The following is a 23387-nucleotide window of genomic DNA, read 5'->3' on the forward strand; positions in this document are numbered from 1 at the left end:
ACCGATACGGGATTTAGTAAGCCTTTTGCCGCGCTATCCCGGCAAAAGGCACGAATGCAAACGACGAGGAGTCCCGGCAACGAGCGCCCGGAAAATCGAAAGCCGATTGCGGAGCAACGGGATCAGGCCGGCTCGCGGCGGTCAGCCGAATTGGGTAACGACGACAGTAATGTTGTCTCGGCCGCTACGCGCCAACGCCTGATTCACCAGGCTATCCGTCGCTTCCCGGCAATCGCCGACAGCCATCAAACCGGCAATTTCAGCCTCGCTCAGCTCCTTGTCCAGACCGTCGCTGCACAGCAAAAAGCGGTCGCCCGCCTCGGCCCGAAAGCGGACCACATCCAACACCAAATCTTGCTGGCCGCCAACGGCCCGGGTAATAACGTTGGCCCCGACCTGCTGTTCGGCCACTTCCCGGGTCATAAACCCGGAATCCATCAATTCGTCTATCAGCGTGTGGTCGCGCGTCAGTTGCCGAAATTGAGCTCCGCGCAGTTGGTAAAGCCGGCTATCGCCGGCCCAAATCGCCGCACATTCTGCCGCTCGGGCCAGCAGCACGACCACCGTGCTACCGATAATCCCGCCCTGCTGCAAACCCGAGGCGAAGCGGCGCAAATCGTCGTTAATTTTTTGCAGCCGCGCCAGCACCACTTCGATTTGCCCATCCAGGCTCTCGGCCGGCGCCATCGCCGATAAGCTATCCACAACCAGGCGGCTGGCCAGGTCGCCGGACTGGTGTCCGCCCATACCGTCTGCAACCACCCACAACCCTTGCGCCGGACAATCCAGCATCGCATCCTCGTTATGTTTGCGCTTGTTTCCGACCACACTAACGCCGTAAGAATGCCAATTCAGCGCAGACGAAGCCGACTCGGCGACTATTTCAGCCCCGTTTACCGCGGCTGGGCCGGACTGGCGGCATTCCAAGATTTGTTTGTAGTTCTGCAACTGCCAGGAGCGCGCGGTTTGCGGTGCGCCCTGTAAAAAATCGGCATAAGTATCGATGGGCGGTAAGCCCTCGCAACATAACAGGGTTGCCGGCCCCGATTGCGTTCCTGCCGATGACCATATGCTGTAACACGTTAAAAATCGGGCCATCAATGCTTGGCTCAAGTACGGATACGCCAGATTGCTCTGCGCTAAATCCCGCATCTCGAACCCTGACGCAAATTTATTGGGCTGCTGCCGAAAATCCGCAACTGGCTCGGCTTGAAAATAATTGGCCGGGCCGTAACGGTTCCAGGAAATCCCGGATACCGCTGCATCGAAGCCCTCCAAATCGAAAGACTCTCTCAGCACCGATAACGCGACCTCTTCGAGTTGCGAGAACCACGCGTTCTCCGGCAAAAACAAACCCATTAACGCTTCGCTAGGCACCGGCTGGGCCAAGGTCAACGGGTAATAGCGCCCCACCCGATCGACACTCGGCATCATCACCCCGGCCCAGGCCGTGTTACCGCATATTCCGGGTCCGAGAGCAAAACGCCAGAGCGGACTGACCAAAAACGAGGATAGCCATTGGTCTCCTAGCGCGTCCTGGCTGGCGCGTAACGAAGATTGCAGCCATTGGTCCCAGGGTTCGATGAATTGGCGGGGCAAACGCCGGCTGACGAAATCGCCTAAGCTAGGGACCTTGCCGAAAAAACCAACGGCCGCCGGCTCGACGTTGGTCACAACGCCTCCGGACAACGAAAGCTTTGGTATTCGCTAATGCCGAACGGATTGTTTACGCTGGCGGCGTGCAATTCGAAACGGGCGCTGAAACCTTCCACTTGCACCGTCAGATTGAAGCGGTCCGGCAAGCCGGTCGGCTCGATGTTGAATTCGTCGAACATACGAAACAACGCCCAGGCGCCATCTTTGGCACGGCTGACTTGCTTGCCGTCCAAGGTCTCGAATACCACGCGCACCCCGGCGCTGTTATTGCTTCCCGGCCATTGAAATTTGGTCAACTGTTCCGGCCCGTGGCGATAGACCAATTCTTGGCCTTCGACATTGAGCCGAAAGGTCCCGACCCTGTCGTCCAGCGCCAAGGGTTTCAATTCGAACTGCACCTGAGGTACGGCGCCCCCACCCGGAAAAAACGCATCGCGGATTTTGGCGGCGATCTGGAATTGGCGGATGCTGGCCGGCGCCAAGCCCAACGCATTGTCGGATTTAAGCTCTTGCCACTGTACCGCGGCAATATCGACGAACGGTTTTAAATTGGCATTGAAGAACTGGTCGACGATACCGTTCGCGGCGAATACCTTGGCAAAATCGGCCAGCAACACGTCTTGCTGGGTGTTTTTCGCAAACGGGTACCGGCCGGCCAATGCCGCTTTGCATGGTATGGCCACCGCGGTTTTCAACATTTCGTTAAGCTGGTTTTTTGCTCCACTCTTGATTTGTTGACCGCCGGTAGCGGTCAAAGCATTTAAAGAAGCCGCAATAGGTCCCGGCAAACGGGCAAATTCCATTTTCGCCGCCTGCAGCGGATCGATGCCGCCGCCCGCGGCTTTGGCCGCTTCGGTGGATAACGCCTGGCCGCCGGCGTTGCTGGCGGAACCGATTTGCATCAAGTAGTCGTGCAAATTCTTAATACTGGCCAGCGCCGAAGCGATTGGCGCCGGCCGATCCGCCGCTCCGCGCACTTGCGCGTTAAACGGCTCGAAATACGCCTCCAAGGCTTTTACCGGATCGATGCCTTGTTCGCTTTGTTTAGCGACCGCCAGCAATTTTTGGGTGGCCGCTTCCGGCACGGCGATGCCGCCGGCCGCTTTGCTAAGGCTGTCCGCCAATTCGGCCGAGAGTTTGCTCAACGAAGTATTTTTTTCCACTAACTCGAGCAACAGTTTCAGCGGCGAATCCGGTCTGGACAATAGATCCAAGGTATCGACCAGTTGGCTGGTGCCTGCCTGCGGCCGGAATTTAAAGGCGGACAATACGCCGTCCCAGGTTTTTTGGTAGTCGGCCAAGTACAACCGCTTGAAATCGCCGTATAAGCGGTCGATTTCGGTCAACGTGTTGCCGTTTTCTGTGCCCAATACCCAATTCTGCTCGCTGGCTTCCTTGACGTAAGACATACCCTTCTTCAAAAACAGCTCGGTATAGCCATAGGCGGTGAACACGCCAGGCACTAAGATCGAGTCCAGTTCTTTGCCGTTGGCCGCGACGAAAACCCTGCCGCCATTGGGCGCCAGTTGAGCGGCAACGATCAGGTCGCGGCTATGGTCGAACAACGCTTCGCTTTTAAAGCGGCTGTAAACTTGGTTGACCAATGGTATCTGGCTGAGCTTGTTACGAACCGCGCCGACAAAGTTGTTATCGATCGCGACCGGGTCGAGCGGCAAAGCCAGCAAATTGTCCAAATGGGTTTGCAGTTTCGCCTGTGTCTCCGGGTCGGTCGCGAACATTTGTTCCCAATCCAGTTTGACCCAGGGCTGAGCCACCTTAGCGTCCATCCGCTGCGGTTCGCCGAACATCAGATAGACGCGCAGCAATTGGTACAGTACGTCCAGATTGGCGCCTTCTTCACTCTGCATGCGCTGTTGCAAGCGCTGCACGATTTGTACGGCAAAGCCTTCCCGTAACAAGCGCTGGTAAGCCATGTCCACGCCGGAACCGATCTTATCGCCCTGATCCAAACCAAAGCCTGTGGTCCAGCCGGCTTGCCGGTAAACGTCCGCCGCAGCTTGTAACGCGTTCAGCTTCGGCAGCAATGCCAAAAATCCGGTGCGTGCATCCCGAGCCACGATATTGCTGGCACGGTAAGCTTCTATCTGTTTATCGACCTCGGCTATCGCCATTTTGTTGGCGGTAAAACTGACCGACCAGACCAACGCGGCAATCGCGACAAACACAAAGGTTGCGCCATAAGCGGCGAGCGTCATCAGCCGGTATCGCCGCTCGATCCGCGGGTCGGTGCCGACCAGGTCCGCTTCCGGAAACACCACCTGTTTCAATAATTTGGTCAGAAAATAACTTTTGCCGCGGCCGCTCAACAGCGGTACCGCTTGGCGGTCCAGTCTGAAACTAGCCGCCAGGGCCGACATGATGCGGTCGATCGGAGTACCTTCCTGCGTACCGCTGCTGAAGTACACGCCGCGTAATAAAAACGGCTCTTCATAACGATTGGTCGAAAACGTGGCTTGCAAGAAATCGCTAGCCACTGTTTTGAACAGCCGCATTTGCTGCGGGAAGTCGAATATGGCAGCGCGCCGCTGAACATCGCGCTCTTCCTGCATCCGTTTCAAGCGCCGTTGTGCCAGACGTTCGACCAGTTCGTCGTAACCGCGGTCGAATTGTTGGATGTGTTGGGCCGGATTATCGCTGGCGGAATCGGTACGCAGAAAGGTTTCACCCCAAACTTGGCTGCGCTCGTCTTCGGTCAAGTTTGCGAAAAAGTCATTAAATCCGGCAATCAAATCGGTTTTGGTAAACAGCACGTAAACCGGCAACTGCACGCCCAAGCGGTCGTTCAGCTCCATGATTCGACGCCTGACCGCGGCCGCGTGCTGCCGCAACTCTTCTTCCGTTTGTTGCATCAAGTCGCTGACGCTGACCGCAACGAATACGCCATTTAAAGGCCGGCGCGGCCGGTATTTCTTCAGTAATTGCAAAAAACCTTGCCAAGCCGAGGCATCGACTTCCTTGTGGCTGTCCTGCGTGGTATAGCGGCCGGCGGTATCCAGCAACACCGCTTCGTCTGAAAACCACCAATCGCAGTCGCGGGTACCGCTGACACCCTTGACGGAGTGTTTACCCAAGCGCTCCGCCAACGGGAAATGCAATCCGGAGTTGATCAATGCCGTGGTTTTTCCTGAGCCCGGCGCGCCGATAATCGCGTACCACGGCATTTCATAGAGAAACTGCGAGCCGCGTTGTTGCTTACGTCCGCTGGTTTTCAACAAAGCCAACGCTTCGTCGAAGCCGCGGCTCAACACATCCAACTCGGCTTCCGCTGCCGCTTCGGTGCCGCTGACGTTATCGGCGGGTTCTTTTCCCGTCAAATCGGCCATCAAATTTTGGTCGCGCTGCCGCGAGAAACGGTAGGCCAATATTCGATAAATCAGCCATACCGTTACCAATAAGCCGATCGATATGCCTCTGGCCAATTCCGCTTCCAGTGGCGCAACCCCGGCAATTGCAACCAATGGCCCGATAAACCAGATCAACAGCGCCAGAAACAGCACTCCGATCAGTTCCAACACCCATTTACGTTTGAAAAAATTGATTATCGGTTCCACGCGCAATACTCACTTAATCAGGATGTCGACACGGCGGTTTAACGCTCGATGTTCCGGGCTGTCGTTAGGCTCCAACGGCTCGCCGTCTGCCCGGCCTTCGGCGCGGACGCTTCCTCGCAATTGGGCGGAAGCGGTCAGAATTGCCAAAACATTTTTCGCGCGGGCGGTCGACAAATGCCAGTTGGACGGAAAGCGGGCAGACACAATAGGCCTATCGTCGGTATGGCCGGTAACCAAAATCGAGTCTTGCTGGTTCTCGAGTTCTTTGGCGATCTTTTTCAACATCGGGATGAATTCGGGTTTCACTTGGTCGCTACCCGAGGGGAACGAATTACGAACCCGGATAATGCTGTCGTCTACCACTTCCACCATATTCTTGGCTATTTCGTCGCGCAATAAAGGAATGAAGCGTTGTGCGCGATTAGGGCTTGGCTGGGGAATAACCGGCGAAACCGGAGTGGCAGTTTCAACCGCTGCCAACAAAATTGGCTCTTTGCTCAGCTTGAGCAACTCCTTGTAGGTAGGGTCGGAAGCGGTATTGATAAAAAATGCGAAGCCCAAATAACACAGCAGGGCCAAACCTCCGGCAATGGTCGCAAATACCCATAGCGGTACTCGAGATATTAGAGGATGGACTGCGGTTTTCTGACCTTGCCAACGCGGCGACAACTCCGCCGGATAGTCGCCACGGACGCGTTGGATTAATTGGTAAAGTTCAAGCCTTTGCTTTTCCAGCTCGTTCATGCCATTCGCCATGATCCGAAATTTGCCTTCGAAACCGAAGCTCAATAGTGCATAGCCGAGTTCAATCAGAGCTAGATTCTGAGCGGGTTGCTTTACCAATTGGTCGAGAATTTGAAAAAACCGTTCGCCGCCCCATGCTTCCTTGTGAAAAACGATCAATAAGCTCTGATGCCCCCAGTTGCTTTGCGATCCCCAAGGCGTGTTCTGAATGATCTCGTCGAGAAAAGTACACAAGCCGTAACTGGCGATGCGAACGTGTTCTTGCTGTAGGCCCGCGGCTAGCGCCCGATTCTCGAACTCGCTGATCTCTTTAGCCAGTTTTTGTTTTAATTCGTCCACCGCCGCATAAGCGACCGTCACCCTTAATCTGGCGGCCAAAGAAAGCAAGCCGGCGGCCAAATCCAACAACGAAGCGGACGTGGACGGCGCCAAAGCACTTATCGGCGGAATATTTTGGTAGCTGGCGGGCGGTGGCGTTGTCGGCTTTTGCCCGGCTCTGCTGATCGTGGCCGAGTCGGGTGAGCGCCCGCCCGGAGAAGGCCGTAACACGGTTTTATCGTCGTCACCGAATGGACCATTTTGTGTCATCGCCGCCTACCCTTTTTTTATTGCCCAAAACTCCAGTTCCAAACCGGGAAAATTGCCACCGATATGGAACGCAAAACCGCCTGATTCAGCCATTTTCTTCCAATAAGGGCTCTGCTTATCGAGTTCGAAATACGAACAGCCCGCGTGGTATGGCAATTGCCTGGGCGCGACCGGCAAAGGGTGTATCGCAATTCCGGGCAAAGCCGCCGTGACTAATTGCGTTATCTCTTCAACCGGGCCGATTTTAACTTGGGGCGGGAAGTGCATGCGCAACATTTCCGAAGACACTTGCGCACTGGCGGCGAGTATATAGATCGCATTCTCCAACAGTTTTACGTCGGGACGCCCGGAGTAATAAACCGATTGGCTATGCTTGGTAAGCGGTATTTGAATTGCATTTTGTTCCAATACCATACTTAACAAACGCCGTAACTCGTCGATTAACGGGATAAAACAACGACGCAAATCATCGTGCTGGTAGGGTGGAATATTGGCCGGACGCTTGTTCTGTCGGTAAAAAGTTGAGAGGTCGCCCATTATCTGAAGACATAAAGAAAACAGGCTTTCAGGATGCAATGAACTATCGGCCGCCAGATGTTCGAGCAGGGGTTCGTAGCGATTGATGGTTTGCAGCAACAAAAAATCGGCAACTTCGGCGACAGCGGCGCCATGCGACGCTCCTGCAACGCGTGCCGCCAGTGCTTCGCCCCGGGTGTGCAGCAAGCCTTGCAATTCACGGACAAACCCCGCCAGGATGCGGCTAGCTGTGGATTGCAATGATGCGGGAATGTACTTTTCGTCCAGTACGACTGTTTTATCCGCTCGAACTTCGACGATATTGGCGACACCGAGGCACAAATAGCCGGAACGCTCCTGCGAAGCCAGAAGTAAACGAGGCCGCATACTCGCAATTTGCACCGGATACCGGCCATCATATCCGGCATTATTGTCTCTGACTTCCCGATGGTTTATTCGATAACGAGCGAGTCCGTCTGGATTGTGTTCGCTATCGACCTCAATGCCATCCGGCCGCACCAGCGGCAACGCTAAGTAAACTATTTCATTACTGGTTCCCGGTGGGACATCCAAGGGCAACGGCAATTCGTCTTCATGCGGCATATAAAACGGCGTACCGTCTTGGAAAATCCCTCTGGCTTCATTCAGACAAATTTTGCCTATTGCCAATTGGCTAATGTCGATTGCAAGGGTAGATAGCCCCCAGTCGTGAGACCGAATTCCGCGGCAGCGCCCGTCAACCAGCGTCTGCAGATAGCGGTCATGCTGTTGAAAGTGCTGCGGCCGCAGAAACATGCCTTCAGTCCAAACAATCCTATTATTTATAGACATACTCTGTTGATCTCTGATTTGTTGGCTTGCATTCGAACCTTGGGCTCTTTAGCTCTCAGCGTCGGCTGAATAAATGCATTTGTTTCTCGTACGCGTCGGCAAATTCGTCCCCAAAAAACTCTTCTACGGCTAACGTCTTTAGTTCCGGATATTTTTCACAATAAAGCTCCCAACATCTCGCTTTCTTCTGAAATAACAATCCTTCTCCCAATGTTTTTTCGAAGGCTTCCGGTTCAAATCTCCGCAATATCTCCGCCAATGACGCTTGAATACCCGCTGTGACAGCCATCTGATGGTACTTGATATCCCTGAAGGCTTCACTCACTGCGGCATCCGGGGCGATGAATGCTGGATTGTTTGGCGCCAACATAAGTTTAAGCACACTTTCCACATCGGGATTGAATTTTAGCGGGTTATTTTCCGTTGACCGGATTGTTGTCACCGAAACGCGGAATTCGCTTTTCATCTCCGCACGTACGCGCAAGACATCCATCAAACCCTCAATTAGATTTCGGAATAATTTCCCTGCGGCGATCATCGCGGCGGTTTGCTGGGATTCTGGCAGAAAATCCGAATCGCTAATTCCAGCACCTCGCAAAAAACAACTAAACAACTCAGCGCTATCGGCCGTTGATTCAGGTTGGGGCCTCGGAGCTACTGGGCTCGAGCTTTCGCTTAACTCCGCGAGCGGCGTAAGGTTCTGTGGCTGAGCATTGAATTGCGGATCCGTGCCGGCATTTATGTCTTGAACTGGTTGATCCGAATAAGACGTATCGTCCACTTCGAATGGGGCTGGCGTCGTGGCACCTGGATTATCCCCTCTAACTAACGGGTCAATTATCGACGCTGCCGATAACGAATCCAACCCTTTTAAAAATTCAGCGATGTCTTTTTCCTGGGATTCAATTACGTGTACGTTCGCCGATGCGACATCTGGTGGCGAAAAACTATCTTGGAATGGTTGGCTAGGCGCTAATTCTTGGAACGGGAACGGCTTTTCTACCTGTTGTTCGAATACTGAAGGGCTTGACGAGTAAGCAAACGGCGAATCAGGCTCGGTGGCAAACGACTGCGAAAAAGGCCCACGATCGATTGCCGCCAGATCTAATGCTGGAATATCTCCAGAATCAATTTCAACCTCTACCAGAACCTCGTATTCCCCTATACGCAATATCTCCTTGTCTTGCAGCGTAATTTGCTGGCCTGTTACGTTAATATCGGCATTGACCAGATATGTGCCATTTTTGCTAGTATCTTTTAACTGATATTGACCATTTTGGTACAAAACCTCTGCATGATGGCCTGAAACAAAATTTTCCGGGTCGATCAGTACTAGCGTATTCCCATTTTTCCTTCCTATTGAACCTCCGCACTGATTGAACGTAGCGGATAAATTAGTACTTGAAGGAGCACCCTTATATGAGATAACTCTTAGTCTTAGAGGCACGGCGTCTTTCCTATATCAGTAGAACTATTAATATAGTATGTTATTGCAAGCAAACCCAAAATAACAAAATCACAAGTTATTAGCTTCCTCATACCGAACCAGAACAATCAAGCCCGCAACTTCATCAAACCCAAAGCCAGCCCAACTCTTCGCCTACAAATCTGTAGTTATTCGGAATTCGTAGAGGCGTATTTATTCGCAACTTTGCATTTTACCAGTAGCATTTCCTCTCCGGGACGAATTAAGTTCCCATAATCTGATCTGGCGATGCCTTATAGCGGCGTACTCGACATTAGCCTAATAACTTAAATTGCTATTTTTGTTTGTTTTGAGCTTCTTCGGTAGAAGATACCAAATTTGACATACAATCGACTACACTCTCAACGTAGTTAGAATGCGCATCTGCAAGCGTCTTTGCATCTCCAAAGTCTTGTCGTAATTCCTCTAAGGTTTTTTTCGGATCACCCGACTTATTGAGCTTCAACATTTTTGTATAGTTTTTATAAGCCTGCCTGCGCTGAGGGTCTATTAAAAACAAACCTGGCATATTTGATGACGACGTGTCCACGACGCATTTAGTCATTTCTTCCGGAGCTATTTTATAGTCTTTAATATCCTTTTCCGTTTTCATCTGCTCCAAAATCTCATTCTGATACTCGTCCTTTTCTGCACACCCCATTAATAACAATAGTGAACAAACCAATATAACTTTCTTCATTTCGCCACTCTTAAATTCGAAATATTAATTCTGATTAAAATTATTTCTAATCCGTATTTTTTATCAGAAGTTTACACCAAAAAAAACCCCCGCTATTTTTCAATAGCGGGGGTTTGTCGTTAACCTCTAAGCTTTTGGTTGCTTAGAGTACTTTCAAGTTTTAGATGAAAGTCGGGATCAGCGGAGCGTCAACAGTTACCAATTGACGGTTGCCGTTTGCATCCCAGAAGAACAACAAGCCAGCGAAACGGCTGTCTGGGTCATAGATCAAGTCAGCCAGACGGTAAACTTCCCAAGCAGCATCAGAAGCGGTAACTTCGATAGTGCGGGTTTCACCTGGAGCCAGCGGGCTGTTATCGCTAACAGTCAGACCTTCTTCAGCCAACAAGTCGTCAGGATAGTTGGTGTCATCTTCGTGAACAGCAGGATCCAAGAAGCGAACGCCAGCTGTGTTGAATTCACCCAAACGGACAGCAGAATCGCCGTTGTTTGTTACTGTCAAGGTCATTTGCATTGCACGACCTGGTACACGGTATGTAGCGTCATCAACTTTAACTGAAACAGTAGCTTCAGGCATTTGATAAGTTTTCATACCACGCAACAAACCAGCTTGCAGCGGAGTAGTAACAGGGTATTTTTCGTTAGTAGACGCCATAGAAGCCGCTACGATAACCATGGTACCAACGCCGAACAACATACCGACTTTTTTGTCACCAGCTGAGATCAAAGAGTCTGCTTTACCTGTGCTAACAGCGATGTGACGTGGAACGAAAATCGGACGTTTGACCCAAAAGATCAACCAAGCAAACGCGATTGCGAACCATACAGCGTGCCAGAAGTAAACGTTATCCAGAGCGTAGTTTTCCAAGTTGATGGTTTGACCAGTCAAAGTGGTAACAGGGTTTACGAACTCGCTCATAGAACCAGTTACAGTTACCCATTTACCAGGACCGATGATTGGACCACCGCCTTGTACGTTCATCATAGAGTGAACGTGCCAGTCGCCAGGACGACGAGCTTTCAACAGTACTTTAAACTCGTAAACTTCGCCCAGTTCCAAAGAAACAGAACGTGGAACCAGTTGACCGCCGATCCAAGAACCAGCACGAATGAATACTGGACCAGGGATACCAACGTTCAAAAATGAAACTTCTGGTTTATCAACAGTTTCTGGCCAACCTGCGAATACCAGGAATTTACCGGAAATTGTCATAGTATCGTTGACAGCTACTTCTTCTTTTGACCAGTTCAAGTCAAACCAGTGAATAGTACGCATACGCATGAACGCAGCCTGTGACTTTTCACCATGAGCAGATGCTGCTGGAGCGTAGAACATCGCTGTTGCCATTGCAACCAACAGTGCGACAAAGGACAGTTTTGCAACTTTGTCTTTTATTATTTTCATATTTCCTCCTCTATTACTAGAGAATCTTGTAATTAAGACCTGCTGGCACTTTTAAGGTGCGCCAGCTTTCATTTTCAATCAAAACTTCAGATTAGGATGCGTCGTCGGCGATGAATCCGGTTTGAGCGAACCATCTGCCAAAGAAGTGCCACAAGAAGTAGATGATGATAGAAACGAATCCAGAGAAGAACGCTGATACAGGAGCAACGTCTTTACCGAAAGTTCTTAATGTACCTTTCTCAACCATACGGATGTACTCAGGTGTACCGGTACGAACATAGTGGTAACCTTGCAAGTCAGCCAGGGTCATCATCATGCCGTTGTACTCTACAGGAACGTGAAGAGGAGCAATTACCGGCCAGTTGCCTGGGTAGAACAACAAACCGTAAGCCAAACCACCCAAAACAGCAGTCAAGGTCATGCTGTTACCCAACATCAGGATCACATCAAGAACGATAGCGCCTGGCAGAAGGTTAGATGGGAAGCAAATGTTTACTGGGAAGTAAGTCCAACCCCAGAAGTTCATGTAACGGTTGATCCACTCACCAATCATCAGAGCAACAACAGAAATGGTTGCGCCGATTGGCAAACGGTATCTCCACCACAAGCAAGCTTGAACAGCCGCAGGGAAAGTAATAGAAACGATAGGAGCTACGGTTACCCACAGACGTCTATCTTTCCAGTCGGTCCAGAAGTCCCAGTCACCACCAGTCAACATATAGTGAATGTGATAACCGCCCAGAACCGCTGTGAACAGTGTAAAAAGAATCATCCAGTCAAACGTACGGGAAACTTGTACCGCTTCCGCACGAGAACGTACAGCTGATTGAGATGCGCTCATTAGCTTACCTCCTAAAGAATTAAAATTATATTTTTTGTTACTTTCCCTTTATCTTGCCCCGCCTAGACGGGGCAAGAAAGGAGATAGTATTTTACTTTTAGACTTAAGCGATTAAGCCAGGTCTTTTTTCAGCAATTTGGCAATTGCCATAACTTCGGTATTCAACACACCCAGAATACCCAGAGCAGCCCAACCAAAGAATACGAAACCGTAGTGCAATGGAGCAACGAACAACTCTTCCATAAACCAGAATGTGTGACCCCATTCGTTCAAACCAACGTTTGGCAGAATCATGAACGGACCAATAACAACAACCAAATACATCAAATGCAGACCTTCTTGATAGGTAGGCAGTCTGGTTTTAGCGTACATGAAAGAAGCTGTGCCAGTGATGATGTAAATTGGGTATGACAGGTAAAATTCGATGATGTGACTTGGAGTAAAGTCAGTATCACGAACGATGGTTTGATGCCAAGTACCGTCTTGCTCTGTGAAGTAAGAAGCACCCCAGTAGATTGCCCAACCGTAGCAAACCAACCATGTCCAGTGTGTGAAATGACGACGCAGTTCTTCACGTGGAGTGATTGACATTACTTTGCGATCACGAGTTTTCCAGATGTAACCGTTGATACCTGCGAACAGGACAACTTCGGCTACGATCTCGATGTACAGCATGTTCATCCAGTATGTTTCAAACTCTGGAGCAAATGAGTCCAGACCAGCTGACCAGCCGTAGACGCCTTCGTACCAACGAATGAAAGAATAGAAAACCAAGTACAGAGCAACGCCCGCCCATAGGTTTCTTTGATTTAAAAGCGGTGCTTCCGCAGCATCAGCCTTAACTGATTCAGTTGTAGCAGCCATTTCTACCTCCTAAAAGATTATCTAAATCCCCGATCGTATCGGGAGTTCTTTGTTTTTCCTTATTACCAGACTTCTTACGAAGACACCCGCGTCCCTTAAGGTGCGAGGCAGTCTACCACCTAACAAATTGTTGTCAAGCCAAATTCAACTTTTTCCATTCCGTTCTCATCACCCGAACTTCGTATGATCGGATAATGGATAGATTCATTTGCATTAGCCGCTAGAACTCAAGCTTTTCGTCTCCTCAAGCCAAATTAACACATGTACCGAGCAGTTTTTTGCTTAGTCGGGAAGGAAGAGTAGTTTCTCGGGTCGTAGGTCGATTTGATTTCGCAGACTGGCGAGCGCAAATAGACGCGTTGTAGCTGACGCGGCCGTAGTGAACTGACCGCCGTGGCTGCAACAGGCGCTTGAGCATGAAGAAGTTGGAGGAGATTCTTCGCGCCTGCTTTGAATCTGCAAGCTCGGCAGGAGACGCTTAAGGCCGGCACGAGATAGCAGCCGCTGCTAAAGGCCGCTATTGCGATGATTCGCTCCTCCGTGCTGGTAAGTGAAGTGTTTGGTGATGTTGGCGTGGTTTGCCGGCGGGAGGCGTGTGGTTGGGGCGTTATGAAGGAGGCAAAGCGAGGGGCAAAAAAAAAGCCCGTGCTTAGCCGGGCTTGATATTTAAGAGCTTGGCGATGACCTACTTTCACATGGCAACCTGCCACACTATCATCGGCGCTAAGCGGTTTCACTTCCGAGTTCGGGATGGGATCGGGTGGTTCACGCTTGCTATGTTCACCAAGCAAACTGGTTTGGTTGGATTAAGCCAACCGTCATGCACAGGGATTAATCTAGTCTCTGCTAGACATTTCAAGTAGTTTGACACGTTGTGCCTTGTACTTTTCACCTGCTTTCATGGAAATCTGTATGAATTTGTATCGTTCTCAGGTTTGGCTCAGCGATTGTCATGTGACAACCCAAACGCATTGGGTGTTATATGGTCAAGCCTCACGGGCAATTAGTACACGTTAGCTACGCCCATTACTGGACTTCCACACCGTGCCTATCAACGTCGTCGTCTCCAACGGCCCTTCAGGGGACTTATAGTCCCAGTGAGATCTCATCTTGGGAGGGGCTTCCCGCTTAGATGCTTTCAGCGGTTATCCTGTCCGAACGTGGCTACCCGGCAATGCCATTGGCATGACAACCGGAACACCAGAGGTTCGTCCACTTCGGTCCTCTCGTACTAGAAGCAGCTTCCCTCAAATCTCAAACGCCCACGGCAGATAGGGACCGAACTGTCTCACGACGTTCTGAACCCAGCTCGCGTACCACTTTAAATGGCGAACAGCCATACCCTTGGGACCTGCTTCAGCCCCAGGATGTGATGAGCCGACATCGAGGTGCCAAACACCGCCGTCGATATGAACTCTTGGGCGGTATCAGCCTGTTATCCCCGGCGTACCTTTTATCCGTTGAGCGATGGCCCTTCCATACAGAACCACCGGATCACTAAGACCTACTTTCGTACCTGCTCGACTTGTCCGTCTCGCAGTCAAGCACCCTTATGCCTTTGCACTCATTGCCTGATTTCCGACCAGGCTGAGGGTACCTTCGTGCTCCTCCGTTACTCTTTGGGAGGAGACCGCCCCAGTCAAACTACCCACCAGACACTGTCCCTAATCCAGATAATGGATCGAGGTTAGAACTCCAAACATACCAGGGTGGTATTTCAAGGATGGCTCCACAAGAACTGGCGTTCCTGCTTCACAGCCTCCCACCTATCCTACACAAGTAGGTTCAAAGTCCAGTGTCAAGCTATAGTAAAGGTGCACGGGGTCTTTCCGTCTAGCCGCGGGTACACTGCATCTTCACAGCGATTTCAATTTCACTGAGTCCCAGGTGGAGACAGTGTGGCCATCGTTACGCCATTCGTGCAGGTCGGAACTTACCCGACAAGGAATTTCGCTACCTTAGGACCGTTATAGTTACGGCCGCCGTTTACTGGGGCTTCGATCAAGAGCTTCTCCGAAGATAACCCCATCAATTAACCTTCCAGCACCGGGCAGGCGTCACACCCTATACGTCCACTTTCGTGTTTGCAGAGTGCTATGTTTTTGCTAAACAGTCGCAGCCACCGATTTTTTGCAACCCCCTTCCGCTTCAGCCGCGAGGGCTTACACGTACCAAGGGCATACCTTCTCCCGAAGTTACGGTATCATTTTGCCTAGTTCCTTCACCTGGGTTCTCTCAAGCGCCTTAGAATTTTCATCCCACCCACCTGTGTCGGTTTAGGGTACGGCCACTATTAACCTGAAGCTTAGAGGTTTTTCTTGGAAGCAGGGCATCTATCACTTCGCGTTTCTTTCGAGACACTCGTCATCACATCTCAGCATAAAGCACCCCGGATTTGCCTAAGATGCCTGCCTACTTGCTTAAACGGCCACTTCCAACCGACCGCTGATATAGCCTTCTCCGTCACCCCATCGCAGTTAATACTGGTACAGGAATATTAACCTGTTTTCCATCGACTACGCTTTTCAGCCTCGCCTTAGGTGCCGACTAACCCTGCGTCGATTAACGTTGCGCAGGAAACCTTGGGTTTACGGCGAGGGGGTTTTTCACCCCCTTTATCGTTACTTATGTCAGCATTCGCACTTCCGATACCTCCAGCCGACTTCTCAATCGACCTTCGCAGGCGTACGGAACGCTCCTCTACCACTCACGCAAAGCGTGAATCCGTAGCTTCGGTACTATGCTTAGCCCCGGTGAATCTTCCGCGCAGACCGACTCGACCAGTGAGCTATTACGCTTTCTTTAAAGGGTGGCTGCTTCTAAGCCAACCTCCTGGCTGTCTGTGCCTTTCCACATCGTTTCCCACTGAGCATAGATTTGGGGACCTTAGCTGACGGTCTGGGCTGTTTCCCTTTTCACGACGGACCTTATCACCCGCCGTGTGTCTCCCGTGCTGACACTTGCTGGTATTCGGAGTTTGCATCGGGTTGGTAAGTCGGGATGACCCCCTAGCCGAAACAGTGCTCTACCCCCAGCAGTGATACACGAGGCGCTACCTAAATAGCTTTCGAGGAGAACCAGCTATCTCCGAGCTTGATTAGCCTTTCACTCCGATCCACAACTCATCCCCTACCTTTTCAACGGGAGTGGGTTCGGTCCTCCAGTCAGTATTACCTGACCTTCAACCTGGTCATGGATAGATCGCCCGGTTTCGGGTCTACACCTTGCGACTAAACGCCCTATTAAGACTCGGTTTCCCTACGCCTCCCCTATTCGGTTAAGCTTGCCACAAAATGTAAGTCGCTGACCCATTATACAAAAGGTACGCAGTCACCCCACGAAGGGGCTCCTACTGCTTGTACGCATACGGTTTCAGGTTCTATTTCACTCCGCTCTCCGCGGTTCTTTTCGCCTTTCCCTCACGGTACTGGTTCACTATCGGTCAGTAAGGAGTATTTAGCCTTGGAGGATGGTCCCCCCATATTCAGTCAACGTTTCACGTGCGCCGACCTACTCGATTTCATGCTGAAGACGTTTTCGTGTACGGGGCTATCACCCTGTATCGCCGGACTTTCCAGACCGTTCCACTAACGTCATCAACACTTAAGGGCTAGTCCCCGTTCGCTCGCCACTACTAAGGGAATCTCGGTTGATTTCTTTTCCTCCGGGTACTTAGATGTTTCAGTTCTCCGGGTTCGCTTCAGTGAGCTATGTATTCACTCAAAGATGACGAGGTTATCCTCGCCGGGTTTCCCCATTCAGACATCTCCGGATCACAGGCTGTTTGCCGCCTCCCCGAAGCTTTTCGCAGGCTACCACGTCTTTCATCGCCTCTTACTGCCTAGGCATCCACCGTATGCGCTTATTCACTTGACCATATAACCCGAATACGTCTGCTTTTACTCAGCTTTCGATTTTCATCTTAGGCTTTGTTAGGCTTACTATTTAAGTTATTTGTCAGCTGACATGTTCGCTGATGTTGCTTGAGAACGATTCGCGGTTTACTTTCGGCGCTTATCTTTCGATAATTGCCTTTCATAAACTGCAACTCGTTTCAGTTTTGATCGTTTCCGATCAAGACTTGGTTACAGATTTCCATATTGTTAAAGAGCGTATTGATCCGAGGACCAATTCTATAAAGTCTGTTGTCAAACGTTATAGAGCTGATCGCCTTCACGGCTACGGCAGACGCGGGCGCTTGGTTTGCTTATGGCTAGTGGTGGAGCCAGGGAGGATCGAACTCCCGACCTCCTGCGTGCAAGGCAGGCGCTCTCCCAGCTGAGCTATGGCCCCGAAACAGTCAAAAGACTAAAGCCGAAACCGTCAAGATCAACACAGGAGCAATCCGACGGCTGTCTTTTGCTTGTTCAGTTGCCTTGCTGCTTTCGTCTTGCTTTTCGCGTTGGTGGGTCTGGGAGGATTTGAACCTCCGACCTCACCCTTATCAGGGGTGCGCTCTAACCAACTGAGCTACAGACCCAGGTGCGTCTTTCAATCGAAATAATTTGTTGTGGATACGTGTAACGGCGTTCTGTCTTTGTAAGGAGGTGATCCAGCCCCAGGTTCCCCTAGGGCTACCTTGTTACGACTTCACCCCAGTCATGAATCACAAAGTGGTAAGCGCCCTCCCGAAGGTTAAACTACCTACTTCTTTTGCAACCCACTCCCATGGTGTGACGGGCGGTGTGTACAAGGCCCGGGAACGTATTCACCGCGGCATTCTGATCCGCGATTACTAGCGATTCCGACTTCATGCAGTCGAGTTGCAGACTGCAATCCGGACTGGGACCGGCTTTGTGGGATTTGCTTGACCTCACGGTTTCGCTGCCCTCTGTACCGGCCATTGTAGCACGTGTGTAGCCCTACCCATAAGGGCCATGATGACTTGACGTCGTCCCCACCTTCCTCCGGTTTATCACCGGCAGTCTCCCTAGAGTTCCCGACATTACTCGCTGGCAACTAAGGATAAGGGTTGCGCTCGTTACGGGACTTAACCCAACATTTCACAACACGAGCTGACGACAGCCATGCAGCACCTGTCTCTCGGTTCCCGAAGGCACCAAGTCATCTCTGACAAGTTCCGAGGATGTCAAGGGTAGGTAAGGTTCTTCGCGTTGCATCGAATTAAACCACATGCTCCACCGCTTGTGCGGGCCCCCGTCAATTCATTTGAGTTTTAGCCTTGCGGCCGTACTCCCCAGGCGGTCAACTTAATACGTTAGCTCCACTACTAAGTTCTTAAAGAACCCAACAGTTAGTTGACATCGTTTACGGCGTGGACTACCAGGGTATCTAATCCTGTTTGCTACCCACGCTTTCGTACCTCAGCGTCAGTTTGAGTCCAGGGAGCCGCCTTCGCCACTGGTGTTCCTTCAGATCTCTACGCATTTCACCGCTACACCTGAAATTCCACTCCCCTCTACTCAACTCTAGTTGCCCAGTATCAAATGCAGTTCCCAGGTTAAGCCCGGGGCTTTCACATCTGACTTAAACAACCGCCTACGCACGCTTTACGCCCAGTAATTCCGATTAACGCTTGCACCCTCCGTATTACCGCGGCTGCTGGCACGGAGTTAGCCGGTGCTTCTTGTATGGGTAATGTCAGTCTACCGGGTATTAACCGATAGGTGTTCCTTCCCATTGAAAGTGCTTTACAACCCTCAGGCCTTCTTCACACACGCGGTATTGCTGGATCAGGCTTTCGCCCATTGTCCAATATTCCCCACTGCTGCCTCCCGTAGGAGTCTGGGCCGTGTCTCAGTCCCAGTGTGGCTGATCATCCTCTCAGACCAGCTACGGATCGTCGCCTTGGTAGGCCTTTACCCCACCAACTAGCTAATCCGACATAGGCTCATCTATTAGCGCAAGGCCCGAAGGTCCCCTGCTTTCATCCGTAGATCGTATGCGGTATTAGCGTGAGTTTCCCCACGTTGTCCCCCACTAATAGGCAGATTCCTATGCATTACTCACCCGTCCGCCACTCATCAAAGGTGCAAGCACCTTATCAGCGTTCGACTTGCATGTGTTAAGCATACCGCCAGCGTTCAATCTGAGCCATGATCAAACTCTTCAGTTTAATTTTGGTTTGCCGCTAAGAAAGATTAGCGACCAATCTTGACTCGATTACAGAACGTAATTTATAAGCTTAAATTGACGTGGTCTGTATCGATAGTTTCTAACAGAAACGTATCGCTACACATACCCACACAAATTATTTCGATTCAGTTTGTTAAAGAGCCAGAGCATTTCGCCCTGTTGAGCCGACATATTCTACAGCAATCAGAAATCATGTCAACCACTTTTTTTCAACCGACTTTCAACTCTCAAAATCCAACACAAGAACCGAAGCCAATCAAAACAAGCAGGCAACTTGCCGCTACCAAAAGCAACCAGCAAACCACCCGCCTTCACCACTCAAAGGATTTAAACTTCAAATCCCTAAACAGCTCAGCAGTGAACAGCCGCTCATTGTATTCACTTCAAACCACACTGTCAACTACTAATCGTCACTCGCGCGACTTTTCTTCACTTTCTCGGGCTTTCCGAGACCGAGGGTGAGCTTTATCGTACACACTGGCCAAGTGCTGAAAATCCAAATGCGTGTAAATTTGCGTTGTAGCAACGCTGCTATGCCCCAGTAATTCCTGCACGGCTCGAATATCCTGGCTAGATTCCAACAAATGACTAGCAAAAGAATGTCTTAACATGTGCGGATGGACATGCTCATCGAAACCGAGCTTCCCAACCCACCGATTCAACCGCAACTGAACAGTTCGTCGAGACAACCTTTTCCCCGCAGACGATATAAACAGCGCCGGAGTGGAAAAATCCGGTCGCACTTTCAGCCAAGTCTTGATCGCGATAGCAGCTTTAGACCCCAATGGCACCTGCCTTTGTTTACCGCCCTTGCCGAAACGCACCCTCAGAAAACCCTCTGCGAAATCAAGATCGACGTCATCCAGCATTACCAACTCGCTCAATCTGAGCCCGGACGAGTAAAATAGCTCGAACATAGCAACGTCTCTGATTTCAAGCACGGAACTGGCTTCAGCATCCAATATCCCAGCCATCTGGTCAACATCCAACACCTTCGGTAATCGTTTAGGTGCCTTGGGCGCTTTGATGTGCAAAGCTGGATTGACAACAACCCGATTACTTTTCAACAAAAATCGGTAAAAACTGCGCAACGCCGCCAGATCGCGGCGAATGGTTTTACTACTGATTCGGTCCTTATGCCTCATGGCTATATACTGGCGAACATCGCTAGCCTGCACGTCAGTCCACTGCAAAATATCCTTCGCCTTGCAGTAATCGGCAAACCGCCTCAAATCTGATTGGTAGTTGATCGCCGTATGCTCTGCAACCCTTTTTTCTTCGCGCAAATAGCGCAGAAATAAATTGACTGCTTCTTCTTCAGCGACATACACAACGCTAATCCAATTGCTGCAACAACGAAATCAATCGTGTCCCGATAATCTCGCTCATCTGCGTCAGAAACACGCTCCCCATGCTGTAATGAAACCGGCCCTCGTCTCGACTACCGATGGCCAATATGCCTTCCAGCTGAGTAAACACCATCGGAATAATCGCGCATGACTTGACTTCCATAGCTGCATCGCCGAACAAGAAAGTCGCTTGCACCAAAGTCGGCCGCCCGCATTTCGGCTGATTGGTCGCCAATTCGTTTGCAAAATGCTTCAGATTCGGCTCGTCCGCTGTGACGAACAAATTACTGATTGGCGAGCACCCGCTGTCCCTAACGATTTTGATACCGACAAAATCGGTCAAAAAGCATTCCGACAACACCTCACTCAAATTAGCCACCGCATCCTCCAGAGAATTCGCTTCCAACATCGCCAGCGTCAGTTCGTGCATCCGATTAAACGAAGCATCGTTTTCCCTGGCAATATCGATCAACGCATTCAATTGGTTCTCTTGCTCTTGATGCTTGGCTCGGAAAATCTCCAGTTGCTTGGATATCAACGAAATTGCGTTGCCGCTGGGGTGCGGAATATGCATTTGTTCCAGCAAATCCAGATGCTGATGAAAAAAATCCGGATGAAGGCGTAAATAGTCGACCACCGCTGCATCCGTGATCTCTGTTTGCTGCTCTTCGATCATATGCTTATTCGCCCTTCAAATACCTTAACCGCCGGCCCGGTCATCAACACCGGACACCCTCTGCCCTGCCAGGCGATCTGTAACTCGCCGCCCGGCAAACATACATTAACCTGGCTATCCAACAATCCCTGCTCGATACCCGCGACCGCCGCCGCACAGGCACCGCTGCCGCAGGCCAGAGTTTCCTCCGCCCCCCTTTCGTAGACCCGCAATTTAACGCGCGAACGATCGATGACTTGCATAAAACCGATATTCGCTCGCTGCGGAAAAACCTCATGGCACTCCAAACGCTTTCCCAAACTCGCCACCGGCGCTTGCTCGACGTCGTCGACAATCAACACCGCGTGCGGATTACCCATGGAAACCGCCGCAAACGCAATCGATTCGCCATCGATTTCCACGTGGTAAACCGGCAACTGCGTTGGCGCATTTAGCGGAATTTGAGCAGGGTCGTGCCGGGGCAACCCCATATTAACCGTCACCAAACCGTCCCGACCAATGCCGAGCACCAACTGACCCGCATCGGTATCGACGACTATTTCATCCTTATCGCACAAGCCTTTATCCCACACGAAGCGGGCAAAACACCTGGCACCGTTGCCGCATTGCGACACTTCTCCGCCATCAGCATTAAAAATGCGATATTTAAAATCGGCATTTGCGCTAACCGGTTTCTCCACCAACAACAATTGGTCGCAACCGACGCCGAAATGGCGATCGGCCAAAAAGCGAACTTGCTCGGCGTTCAAATCAATCTGCTGCGAAACGGCATCGATAACGATGAAATCGTTACCCAAGCCATGCATTTTGGTAAAAAGAATCTCCATAACTTTCTCTATGGCAACAACCGTTCCCCGGCCCACAGTTGTTGAACGGTCTCCCGCTCCCGGACCAGATGGCAACTGTTGCCGTCCACGATCACCTCAGCAGCCCGCGGCCTGGAATTGTAATTCGAGCTCATCGAGAACCCATAGGCGCCGGCAGAGCGCACTGCCAATAAGTCGCCTGGAGCCAGTTTCAATAAGCGGCCTTTACCCAAAAAGTCGCCGGTTTCGCAAACTGGACCGACAATGTCCCACTCCAACTCCTGTCCTGAATCTGCCAACTCGGCCGGCACGATATCCTGCCAAGCACTATACAGTGCCGGCCTGAGCAGGTCATTCATCGCCGCATCGACTATCGCAAAATTTTTATTGGCAGTTGGCTTTAGATACTCCACTTTGGTCAGCAAAATACCGGCGTTGCCGACAATCGCCCTGCCGGGCTCCAACAAAATCTCGAAATCACGACCACCCAGGCGCTGTAGCAACGCTGCGACGTACTCCGCCGGCGAAGGCGGAAATTCGTCGCGATATCTAATTCCCAAGCCGCCGCCCAAATCCAAATGCTGCAGCTTGATCCCTTCCGCCGCCAGCAAATCCACCACAGCCAGCACCCGATCCAGCGCATCCAAAAACGGATTTAGCCCGGTCAACTGCGAACCGATGTGGCAATCGATGCCAACCACTTTAATATTCGGCATAGCGGCAGCGCGCCGATACTCGTGAATAGCGCTATCGATGTCGATACCGAATTTATTCTCTTTCAAACCGGTAGAGATGTAAGGATGGGTTTTGGCGTCGACATCGGGATTAACTCGAAATGATACCGGTGCCAATACGCCCACTTGTCCGGCCAATTCGTTGATACGATCGAGCTCGCCGCTGACTTCGACGTTAAAGCAGCGAATGCCGGCTTTCAGCGCCGCCAGAATTTCATCCGCTCGCTTACCTACGCCGGAAAATACGATATCCCCAGGACGCCCCCCTGCGGCCAATACCCGCTGCATCTCGCCGAGCGAGACGATATCGAACCCGGAACCCAAGCGGGCTAACAGATTGAGCAGCGCAATATTCGAATTGGCCTTCACGGCGTAACAAATCAAATGCGGATGCGCACCGAAAGCCCGGTCGAAGGCCTGCCAATGCTGCTCCAATGCAGCGCGGGAATAGACATAACAGGGCGTGCCGTAATCGGCGGCAATAGAGGAAGCCGCAACGTCTTCGGCAAACAAGGCCTGTTGCCGGTAGCTAAAAAAATCCATG

The 23387-nt window shown here is 51.1% G+C and carries 13 protein-coding genes, 2 tRNA genes and 3 rRNA genes; all 18 read right to left on the reverse strand.

Going from position 1 to position 23387, the window contains the following annotated elements; genetic code table 11:
- Positions 1-141: 141 nt before the first annotated feature.
- Positions 142-1674, reverse strand: a complete 1533-nt coding sequence (gene tagF, locus VXJ35_RS20705; protein ID WP_157198252.1) for a type VI secretion system-associated protein TagF — start codon at positions 1672-1674, stop codon at positions 142-144.
- On the reverse strand, positions 1671-5228 hold the full coding sequence (gene tssM, locus VXJ35_RS20710) for a type VI secretion system membrane subunit TssM (protein WP_064023627.1): 3558 nt from the start codon (positions 5226-5228) through the stop codon (positions 1671-1673). The genes tagF and tssM overlap by 4 nt, the downstream gene beginning before the upstream one ends.
- Positions 5229-5237: 9 nt before the next feature.
- The gene (gene icmH, locus VXJ35_RS20715) at positions 5238-6404 is read right to left on the reverse strand and encodes a type IVB secretion system protein IcmH/DotU (protein WP_231914798.1); all 1167 of its coding nucleotides are present in this window, start codon (positions 6402-6404) and stop codon (positions 5238-5240) included.
- A 162-nt stretch (positions 6405-6566) separates the two neighbouring features.
- Entirely contained in the window at positions 6567-7907 is a 1341-nt protein-coding gene (gene tssK / locus VXJ35_RS20720) for a type VI secretion system baseplate subunit TssK (RefSeq protein ID WP_082881025.1), read from the reverse strand.
- Positions 7908-7962: 55 nt separating this feature from the next.
- Positions 7963-9354, reverse strand: coding sequence for a type VI secretion system-associated FHA domain protein TagH (tagH, locus tag VXJ35_RS20725; protein ID WP_064023012.1), 1392 nt, complete (start codon positions 9352-9354; stop codon positions 7963-7965).
- Between the two features lie 313 nt (positions 9355-9667).
- A complete protein-coding gene (locus VXJ35_RS20730; protein WP_064023013.1) occupies positions 9668-10072 on the reverse strand; it encodes a hypothetical protein in 405 nt (134 codons plus the stop codon).
- A gap of 160 nt (positions 10073-10232) precedes the next feature.
- Positions 10233-11477 carry a bacterial ammonia monooxygenase, subunit AmoB gene (amoB, locus tag VXJ35_RS20735; protein ID WP_064023014.1) on the reverse strand — a complete coding sequence of 415 codons (1245 nt, stop codon included), beginning with the start codon at positions 11475-11477 and terminating at the stop codon, positions 10233-10235.
- 91 nt (positions 11478-11568) lie between these two features.
- Entirely contained in the window at positions 11569-12318 is a 750-nt protein-coding gene (gene amoA, locus VXJ35_RS20740; protein WP_064023015.1) for a bacterial ammonia monooxygenase, subunit AmoA, read from the reverse strand.
- Between the two features lie 111 nt (positions 12319-12429).
- On the reverse strand, positions 12430-13182 hold the full coding sequence (gene amoC, locus VXJ35_RS20745) for a bacterial ammonia monooxygenase, subunit AmoC (RefSeq protein ID WP_064023016.1): 753 nt from the start codon (positions 13180-13182) through the stop codon (positions 12430-12432).
- A gap of 672 nt (positions 13183-13854) precedes the next feature.
- Positions 13855-13970 (reverse strand): 5S ribosomal RNA (gene rrf, locus VXJ35_RS20750).
- 194 nt (positions 13971-14164) lie between these two features.
- Positions 14165-17058, reverse strand: a 23S ribosomal RNA gene (locus VXJ35_RS20755).
- A 341-nt stretch (positions 17059-17399) separates the two neighbouring features.
- Positions 17400-17475 (reverse strand) — tRNA-Ala (locus VXJ35_RS20760).
- A 110-nt stretch (positions 17476-17585) separates the two neighbouring features.
- Positions 17586-17662 (reverse strand) — tRNA-Ile (locus tag VXJ35_RS20765).
- A gap of 60 nt (positions 17663-17722) precedes the next feature.
- A 16S ribosomal RNA gene (locus VXJ35_RS20770) occupies positions 17723-19258 on the reverse strand.
- Together the 16S, 23S and 5S rRNA genes with 2 tRNA genes alongside form the textbook arrangement of a ribosomal RNA operon.
- A gap of 430 nt (positions 19259-19688) precedes the next feature.
- Positions 19689-20609, reverse strand: coding sequence for a tyrosine recombinase XerC (gene xerC, locus VXJ35_RS20775; protein ID WP_064023017.1), 921 nt, complete (start codon positions 20607-20609; stop codon positions 19689-19691).
- Between the two features lie 4 nt (positions 20610-20613).
- Positions 20614-21303, reverse strand: a complete 690-nt coding sequence (locus tag VXJ35_RS20780) for a DUF484 family protein (protein ID WP_064023018.1) — start codon at positions 21301-21303, stop codon at positions 20614-20616.
- Positions 21300-22130 carry a diaminopimelate epimerase gene (dapF, locus tag VXJ35_RS20785; RefSeq protein ID WP_054758948.1) on the reverse strand — a complete coding sequence of 277 codons (831 nt, stop codon included), beginning with the start codon at positions 22128-22130 and terminating at the stop codon, positions 21300-21302. Before dapF ends, VXJ35_RS20780 begins: the two co-directional genes overlap by 4 nt.
- An 8-nt stretch (positions 22131-22138) precedes the next feature.
- Positions 22139-23386 carry a diaminopimelate decarboxylase gene (gene lysA / locus VXJ35_RS20790; RefSeq protein WP_064023019.1) on the reverse strand — a complete coding sequence of 416 codons (1248 nt, stop codon included), beginning with the start codon at positions 23384-23386 and terminating at the stop codon, positions 22139-22141.
- Position 23387 lies beyond the last annotated feature (1 nt).

This window comes from Methylomonas sp. DH-1, from assembly GCF_046097555.1.
GTDB lineage: Bacteria > Pseudomonadota > Gammaproteobacteria > Methylococcales > Methylomonadaceae > Methylomonas > Methylomonas koyamae.